Origin of the sequence: Catenulispora sp. EB89 (assembly GCF_041261445.1) — a bacterium.
In the GTDB taxonomy this organism is placed as follows: Bacteria; Actinomycetota; Actinomycetes; order Streptomycetales; family Catenulisporaceae; genus Catenulispora.
Genome location: NZ_JBGCCU010000041.1, coordinates 1 through 6,168 on the forward strand (window position 1 = coordinate 1; position 6,168 = coordinate 6,168).

4 protein-coding genes are annotated in these 6,168 nt (G+C 65.5%); 2 read left to right on the forward strand and 2 right to left on the reverse strand.

The window, feature by feature from the left end; all coding sequences use genetic code 11:
* Positions 1-131: 131 nt before the first annotated feature.
* A complete protein-coding gene (locus tag ABH920_RS46945) occupies positions 132-296 on the forward strand; it encodes a hypothetical protein (RefSeq protein ID WP_370355861.1) in 165 nt (54 codons plus the stop codon).
* 893 nt (positions 297-1,189) lie between these two features.
* Entirely contained in the window at positions 1,190-2,149 is a 960-nt protein-coding gene (locus tag ABH920_RS46950; RefSeq protein WP_370355862.1) for a hypothetical protein, read from the forward strand.
* Between the two features lie 460 nt (positions 2,150-2,609).
* Here ABH920_RS46950 and ABH920_RS46955 read toward each other — a convergent pair whose 3' ends face one another.
* Together ABH920_RS46955 and ABH920_RS46960 are read right to left on the reverse strand one after the other, a co-directional pair.
* On the reverse strand, positions 2,610-3,080 hold the full coding sequence (locus ABH920_RS46955; protein ID WP_370355863.1) for a MarR family winged helix-turn-helix transcriptional regulator: 471 nt from the start codon (positions 3,078-3,080) through the stop codon (positions 2,610-2,612).
* Positions 3,081-3,741: 661 nt separating this feature from the next.
* Positions 3,742-5,247 carry a DHA2 family efflux MFS transporter permease subunit gene (locus tag ABH920_RS46960; protein WP_370355864.1) on the reverse strand — a complete coding sequence of 502 codons (1,506 nt, stop codon included), beginning with the start codon at positions 5,245-5,247 and terminating at the stop codon, positions 3,742-3,744.
* Between the last annotated feature and the right edge of the window lie 921 nt (positions 5,248-6,168).

Here is a 6,168-nt window from a genome sequence, read left to right on the forward strand (position 1 = left end):
AACCTCGGACTCCACCACACCAGCACAGGATGGGCCCTGCCCAAGGCGTGAAAACGCCACGACCAGAACCCAAGATTTTCATCAGGCTTCTAGGCAGTGTCTTGTAGATCTGTGGTCGGCCCGGTAGTCAGATGGCCTCGATCAGCGACCAGGTCAAGCCGATCGGAACCCGCCACGACCAAGTCAGGCTTCTGCGCCCCGGCACCGTCACCCTCAGCAGCTCCAGTACGTACAACCCGGACCCGTCCGGCCCACCGTCGAAGCTGTGGACCCTGGCCTTGACCATCGTTCCCTGACGGAGCTCTCACACGGCGCCGGCCTGGCCTGATCACCGGCTCCGATATCGGTCTGCGATCTTGGACGTGCCCTATGCGATCGGTAGCCGTGGCCTTCCGTTGCGCGGCTGCTGTTGCTCCGGCATCTATTCGCGCGCGCCCCTGTCTCCGGCGGTGCCGCCGGTAGCGCCCGCCTGGTCAGCTTGGCGCCTGTGCGCCCAGACCGGCGGCCCAGGCGCTGCAGTAGCACTTCCCTTCCACGGGTGATCAGTAACCGGGTAGCCGCAGGCGTCTCACGGCTGGGCCGCGATAGGTGCGGGTATGGGAAGGCCGTCGGCGTGACTGGCTGTAGCCCGCAACCTTTTAACAGGCTTCTGATTTGCGCAACGTATTGGCGAGAAGTCGGCTCTGGATTGCCCGTGCAACGCTCGAAATATTCGCGCCTGTCGGCACAGTGTCGTGCCGGAAATTTGCTGGTCCGTTGCGCCCGGTGACTAGACGTCGACAGATGAAGACTGGAACGAGCAGTAAGCCTGTGATTATCAAGTCAACTCTTAGACAACTCTTCCGCTATTCCGGGCTGGGCGCAGATTTGAGGTTCAGAAGGTTCTTCGGTTTCCGAGGAAGGCTGGCCGGTTCGTCCTACCGGTCCCCGGCAGCAGGTAGACGTGGCGTGCTGGGGCGTTACTAAAGCTATGGGTGCCGAGGGGCGATACGCCGTTCGAGTGGATAGTCGTCCCCTTTCGGGGACACCCCCTGCTCGCTCAGAGCGGATGGCGGCTCCCTTCATGATCAACTTCTCTCGGGTCCGGGCACCGGACTCGACATCCCGGAGGCGGATCGCACCGAGTAGCACGCCCAGGCCCCTGGGAGTGCCCTGATCGGGAACGTTCAGCTTCCTCATGGAGGTATGCATGATCTCTCTGTCCAGATTCACCCGCGGCGCGTTCGGCCGCGTCGCCGTCGTCGGCGCGCTCGCGTTCGGCACCGTCCTGCCGGTGGCATCCATCGCCTCCGCAGCCGCCCCGGGCGGCGGGTTCGCCGTCGTCGCCGACGCGCTGGAGCTCCCCAGCAACAACGCCGCGGATGGCAACAACGGTTACGGCTCCAACGCGAACGTGATGATCCAGGGCAACGTCACCTTCGACGGCGCGGGCAACTTCAGGATCACCGGTCTCAACAAGACCCAATGCTTCAGCTACAGTCCCGCCGTCACCGGGGAGCTGCACTGGAAGGTGGTGCCCGGAGGCACCGAGCAGACCGATTCGCTCGGCTGCAACTCCCTGGCGAGCTGGAAGAAGGTGACCAAGAACGTGAGCGCCTCCGGTAGCCTGAGCGGGGGTAACGGCGTCGAGCTGTGGGCCTGCATCGGCGGGGCGGGCGCCAACTGCGGGAACTTCCACGACACCGTCATCCCAGGACAGTCCATCAGCGGGATCAAGGACAAGGAAGCCAAGCTCACCGGCGAGAGTGCCGGGATGACCGAGACGGCGAACGTGACCTACGAGGCCTCGGTCGCGTTCCTGCCGGGGTCCTACAACCTCGTCGGCCACCTCGACCTGACCGGCACCCTCGACGACCCGGAGATCCCGGATGCCGGCTCGGCCACCGGCAGCGGCGCGACCTGCGCCGAGGCCGGAGTGACCGCGGCAACGCTGAACTGGCAGACCGTACCCGACGGCGCGGTGCAGACCCAGTCACTGCCCTGCACCGGAGACATGACCACATCCGCAGACGCCGGCGGAACCAACGCCAGGACCCCGGTGTCCCAGACAGGCTCCCTGAGCAGTGGTCAATCCGTCGAGGTCTGGGCATGCCTGACCAACACCGACGGAACACAGCTGTGCACCGAACACTCGAAGGTCACCCCCTAACGCCATCGCAGAACACATTGGCCCGGCCGGGATGCATTCCCCGGCCGGCGTCCAAAGGGCCCATATCCGGTTCACGGGCCGCTTCCCGCGCTCCTATCCGGACGTCTTGTTCCCGTTGGTGACCGAGTCCGCACTCACCCGAGATTTTTGCTCGGTGATGCCGGCGTGGCGGTCGCGCGGCTGGTGGCCGACGGATTTCTGGTGGTGGCGGAACGAACCCGGTTCCAGCACCGGGTGACGACGACCGGCTCGCCGATCTTCTACCAACGCATCACGAGTCATACTGGGTCGAGTCCTGGGTGGGGCTGCATTGCGGGCGGTAGACGCCGCATCCGGCGATCACCCGCCTGCGGCTCGTCACCGACATGGGCGTCAGCTCTACGCACTCTCCGCACTGCGGGGCGCGATGCAGAAGGTGTTGCCTTCTGGGGTACCCATACTTAACGTCACCTAGATTCGCTCAGTCCATGTCGACGTCCGACAGCGTGTCCAGCCTCATCGACAGCACCTTGACGCAGCCGTCCACATCCGCCTGAGTCAGACCGCCGCCGATCTGGCCCAGCAGCCCGTGCTCGCGGGCGATCACCGCCCCGATGGCCGCGCGGCCGTCGTCGGTGAGCTGGATCAGCGATGACCGCCGGTGCGCCGGGTTCGGGACGGCTTCGACGTGGCCGAGCCCGGCGGCGTCGTTCACCATGCGCTGCACGAACTGTCGGCTCAGTGCCTGCGCGCGGCCCATCTGCGGGACCGTCATCGGCCCGTTCAGCCGCAGCATGTCCAGCACCGCGCGCACCCCGGCGCCGACCCCCTCGATCTCCTCGCCGAGCTTCACCTTTCGCAGTGCCCGCCGATACAGCAGCCCGACCAGCAGATGGACTTCGGCGAGGCGTGGGGCGAGCTCATCGGGCGGGAGCGGGTCGTCAACGGTCACAGTTCATTGTGGCGCCTGGGTTGTCGACTGGGCGCAAGAACGACGGGCCGTCGATGTGGTGCCCTGTAAGGGATCCGGCGCTGTCGCCGCCTGGCTGCGCGATCACCCCGGGGTCTGCGTATGCCAGGCCGAACCAGCTCCCTGGCTCAGCCAGTTGGATCGATTCAAGTCGTATCTGGACTCGCGTTGGGCGCGGGCCTGCCAGGGCGCGACCCCTCTCACCGAGACTCCGCGAGCAGGGCTACCGTGGTTCGTCTCGGACCGTCAGCCGCTGTCTGGAGCCTGTGCGGGTTGGCGGTACTCCGGCCACGCAGGTCCCGGCAGCTCCGAAGCCGCGAAAGGCCACCGGATGGATGAACCGCCAAGCCGATACTGTCACCGAGGCTGGCAGGACGTGGTTACGGGCGATCCCGGCACGTTGGCCTGAACTGGTATTCGCCGCCGGGATACGCCGCGATATGGCGGCCGTTACCAATGGTCTGGCACTTGCCGGGATCTCCGGCGCGGTCGAGGGCCGGTCTGCAAACCGCAGGCACTCAAGCGCAGATGCCATGGCCGCGTGACCTTCGGCCTACTCCGCCGTCTGGTTGCTGCTCTGTTGAGTGCCAGGAAAAGGATCACGAATTTTGTGTCCGAGCACCTTTTGAAATCCAGCTCGCTGTCACGACCGTGGTTGCGGACGGCGTGCCGGCAGGAACAGCGCGGGCACCAGGCAGATGAGCATCAGGACCGTTCCCCAGATGAAGGTGGTGGCAAAGGCATTCGCGGCCAACGACGCGGCGTGTCGTGCGTTGGGGCCGTGCAGTGCCGCCGTCGCGGCGAGCTGTCCGTGGTTGGTCGGCACGTTGAACTCGTTGGCGAGTGATGCGGCGAGCACGGTCGACATCAGCGCGGAGCCGATCGCGCCGGCGATTCGTTGCACGACGTTCATGGCAGCGGCAGCGCTGGGGATCTGGTGGGGCTGCATGGTGACCATTGCCGCCGCGGAGATCGGCATCATCGTGGCGCCCATGCCCATGCCCATCACGAACAACGCTGTCAGCAGCTCCCAGTATGGTGTGTCGGCGCCGATCATGGTGTAGACCACCGTGCCCGCGGCGATGACCAACAGACCGGGGAAGACCACCGCCCGCGCGCCGAGTCGGTCGGTCAGCCGTCCGGCGAACGGCATGGTCAGCATCGCGCCGATGCCGTTGGGGGCGAGGAGCAGTCCGGCCTTCAGGACGCTGTTGCCGCGAACGAGCAGGAAGTAGGTCGGAAACACCAACCCGGAGCCGAAGAACGCGATCGTGAAGAACGTCGAGGTGAGTACGCCGATCGTAAAAGCCCTGTTCCTGAACAGTTTCAGGTCCAGGAGCGGATTGGCGACCCGCCCCGCGCGCAGCAGGAAGCCGACGATGCACACCAGGCCCACCAAGCTCGGCAGCCACACGCTGAGATCGCCGACACCGCCAACGCTGGGAATCCTGGACAAACCGAAGATCAGCAGCGCCAGACCCGGCGAGAGCATCAGCATGCCGAGGAAGTCGAACCGGTTGCCCGCGTGCGTGGTGTCCTTGGGCAGCACTCGGCTCGCGAACAACAGCGCGACGATGCCGATCGGCACGTTGATGAAGAAGATCCACCGCCAACTGCTCACGTCCACCAGCCAGCCGCCCAGGATGGGGCCACCGACCGGGCCGAGCAACATCGGCACGCCGAGGATGGACATCACCCGGCCGAGTCGTTGTGGTCCGGCCGCCCTGGTGACGATGATCATGCCCGCGGGCATCAACACGCCCCCGCCCATCCCCTGCAACACCCGGAACACGATGAGCGACTCGACGTTCCAGGCGAGGCCGGACAATACCGAGCCGAAGAGGAAGGCCACGATCGCCATGAGGTACAGCCGCTTGGTGCCGAACCGCATGGCGGCCCAGCCAGTGATCGGGATGACCATCGCCAGCGCCAGGCTGTAGCCGGTGACGACCCATTGGATCGTGTCGAACGACGTGGAGAACCGCAACGTCAGGTTCTGCAGGGCGATGTTCACCACCGTCGTGTCCAGAACGGACATGAAAGTACCGAGAACGACCACGCCTGCGACTCTGAGTACCGCGGGGTCGAGCCGGTCTCTTCCGGTCGCCGGTGCCGCCGGCGCGTCCGTCGATGCCACGTGGTCCCCCATTCTGTGTGGGCGCGCGAACGCCTACGCAGGTGTCGGACGGCGCCGGTCCGCGACATCGCCGGTGCCGTGCGCCCGTGGCGCGCGACCCACCGTGGATCCCCCGGAATCCGTCTACCTGACCGAGCCCGCGCCGACGATTGTCGCGCCGCCCAGTTGAGTTGCTTCCCTGTACCGCATTAGTGATCGGCCAAAGCGGTTCGTCTCAACGCCCCACCGCAGGCAGACCTGTCCGCCGTTGCGGAACAATGATTTCCGACTACGACGGCCGCCAACCGATGAAACGTACTCCCCGTTCGACCCCAGTCAGCGCCCAACTATCCTGGCTGCCCGCGTTTAGAGCAATCCGCCCCCGGTGTGGCGTCGGTCACACCGCCGGGAGTGTCGCCGTCAAAGAGTAGAACCCATCCCATGCGGGCGACTTTCCCGCCCAATCGCGCTGGAACGATATCGGCGAACCGCTGCGCAATCAGCGCCGCGACAAGCGCTTTGGCGCACGACTCATAGGCAAAAACGTAGTCGGCCGGCGCGTGGTCTCGGAAGCGAAACGGCCAGCTCAGCCCACTGATTCAGTGATGACGACCCCGGAGGCGCGGGGGCGGTTTCGCCGCCGGCGCTTCAGCCCCGCCAGCCTTCCGGTTTCGTCTCCAACCGTTGACCGCCTGGGGTTTCGTCCCACCGGTCGCAGCGGTCTGTGATGTCGGCGGGTTCCTGCCGGGCACCTCGGCCGCCCGGACGCGAAGCGGGCTCCAGCGCATCGTATGACAGATCTCTGCCATCCCTGTTATGTCCGACATAATCCCACGAACGGCAAAGATCGAAACTAACTTGCAATTACATTGGTAGATGGTGCGGATCAGCCGCGTTCGAGTGTTCGCTGTGGTTCAAGTGTTCGTTGTGGTCGCCGGTGGGCCGTGCTAGCGT

Coding starts and splice junctions, on each gene's coding strand:
- ABH920_RS46945 (WP_370355861.1), top strand. CDS start 132: ATGGCCTCGATCAGCGACCAGGTCAAGCCGATCGGAACCCGCCACGAC.
- ABH920_RS46950 (WP_370355862.1), top strand. CDS start 1,190: ATGATCTCTCTGTCCAGATTCACCCGCGGCGCGTTCGGCCGCGTCGCC.
- ABH920_RS46960 (WP_370355864.1), bottom strand. CDS start 5,247: ATGGGGGACCACGTGGCATCGACGGACGCGCCGGCGGCACCGGCGACC.